Source organism: Mesorhizobium sp. M7A.F.Ca.CA.004.12.1.1, from assembly GCF_003997835.1.
In the GTDB taxonomy this organism is placed as follows: domain Bacteria; phylum Pseudomonadota; class Alphaproteobacteria; order Rhizobiales; family Rhizobiaceae; genus Mesorhizobium.
This window is the reverse complement of the sequence record NZ_RZRK01000972.1, coordinates 1-2055: the sequence shown is the minus strand read 5'-3', so window position 1 is coordinate 2055 and position 2055 is coordinate 1. Positions and strand designations below refer to the sequence as shown.

The window sequence follows — 2055 nt, the reverse complement described above, 5'->3', positions numbered from 1 at the left end:
TCATTGGCGATGGCGCCGGCGGTGCTGCTTGCCCAGCATGCCGATTTCGTCGACCTCGACGGTCCGCTGCTGCTTGCCCGCGACCGGGTACCGGGCCTTGTCTACCAGGGATCGCTGGTGTCACCGCCCGAAGTGGCGCTGTGGGGCTGAGCGCGCTGCAAGGCCGATCAGCACGAGGCCGATCAAGGCGATCGGGATCATGGCAAAGAAGCCGTCCACGCCGAGATGGTCGTAGAGCGGGCCGGACGCCAGCGTCACCACCGCCATGAAGAAGCCGTTGGAGAAATAGGCAATGCCTTGCGCGGCACCTGTCCGCTCCTCGGAGACGGTTTCGCCGATCATCTTCTGCAGGCCGATCAGCCCAAGCGCCACCGAGACCGAGTGCAGCGACTGGACACCGAAGAAACCGGGAATGCCGAGGCCGAGCGGCCAGACCAGCGGAAAGGCGATCCAGCGCACGATGGAGCCGATCCCCGCCATCACCATGATCGACACGACGGAGAACCGGTCAAAAAAGCGGGTGAACATCATGAACATGCAGACTTCCGACACCACGCCCCAAGCCCATAAGAGACCGACAACCGAATCGCTGAGGCCGATCGATTTCCAGTAGATGGAGACGAAACCGTAGAGGAATGCGTGGCTGGCGGTGATGACGCCGACACCGACGGAAAAATACAGGAAATACGGGTTGAGAAGCTTCGGCGCCGAATGCTGGATATCAGTGGCCGACAGCGGTGAGGCGCGCCGCGGACGGCCTAGACGCGGCGCCAGCAGGCCGGCGGCAAGGGCCGCGGCAAACGCCGCCAGAATGATAACCGGAACGGCCTGCGAGCCGGTTGCCGACAGAATGAAGCCGCCGGCGACATTGGCGCAGAGATAGGAGATCGAGCCCCATTTGCGCATGCTTGTGTAGTTCGAACCGAAGCGGCGGACACCCGAAAGCGCCAGCGAATCGGCGATCGGCGAATGCGGCGTCCAGACAATGGTCAGCGCCAGTGAGACCGCCAGCACCATCGCATAGGTCGATGGCAGGAAATAGCCTGCCGACAGGAGCAGTGATGCAGCCATCAGCGCGACATAGACATCGGCGCGGTCCCTGGCACGGTCGGCCAACGCGGTCAGTAACGGCGTCGTCACCACGCGCAGGAACATCGGCGCCGCCAGAATGACGGCGATCTGCTCGGCGTGAAAACCCTTGGCCTGCAGCCACAGTGGAAAATAAGGCAAATGCGTTCCGAGCGGCACGTACAGCGTCGCGAAGATCAGGCTCATGCGCAGTTCGAAATGGCGCGGCTTGACGAGTTGTTCGGGCGAGAGCTGCGGCAGGGCCATGAATCGATCCAATCGCGCTGTATTCGACCGGACGGCAACGCGTATCGATCCCTTAACATGGACGAAAACCGGACGAAACCGGTTGGACTAATTGATCGATTCCGAAGCCCGAAAAAGACTTCGGACTATGCCGCCTGCCCTACCCGGTCCGCGATGAGCAACGGGACAAAGGGCTCGTCCGGCGCTTCTGGCAGCACCTGCGCCCAGGTCAGGATTTCCATGCGGCCGTCAAAATGCTCGACCACGGCCGTGCAGCTTTCCACCCAGTCGCCGGTGTTGATGTACTGGACATCGCCAAAATTCTCGATGACGGCATGATGGATGTGGCCGCAAATGACGCCGTCGACGTGTGAACGACGCGCCTCATCCGCAAGCATGGTCTGGAACGAGCCGATGAAGTTCACCGCTTTCTTGACGTTGTGCTTGGCCCAGGACGAAAACGACCAATACGGCAGGCCGAGCAGTTGCCGCAGCCGCGTCACCACGCGATTGACCAGCATGGCCGCGTCATAGGCGTGATCACCGAGATAGGCGAGCCAGCGCGCATTGTGGACCACGGTGTCGAACTGGTCGCCATGGATGACGAGCAGGCGCTTGCCGTCGGCGGTCTCGTGGATGGCACGGTCGGCGACGACGATGCCGCCGAAATGCACGCCCTGGAACTGGCGGGCGAACTCGTCATGGTTGCCGGCGATGTAGGTGATGTTGGCGCCCTTGCGC

2 protein-coding genes and 1 pseudogene are annotated in these 2055 nt (G+C 62.2%); 1 reads left to right on the top strand and 2 read right to left on the bottom strand.

The genetic code is table 11. The features are described 5' to 3' along the window. Positions 1-150, top strand: a pseudogene (locus tag EN984_RS39105) (dipeptide epimerase); the annotation flags it as partial. Here the strand turns inward: EN984_RS39105 and EN984_RS32420 are convergent. Next, entirely contained in the window at positions 121-1335 is a 1215-nt protein-coding gene (locus EN984_RS32420; RefSeq protein WP_127272350.1) for an MFS transporter, read from the bottom strand. The pseudogene EN984_RS39105 and the gene EN984_RS32420 overlap by 30 nt on opposite strands. 125 nt (positions 1336-1460) lie before the next feature. Then, the coding region (locus tag EN984_RS32415; RefSeq protein WP_164765820.1) for a UDP-2,3-diacylglucosamine diphosphatase at positions 1461-2055 on the bottom strand (595 nt) is incomplete at its 5' end.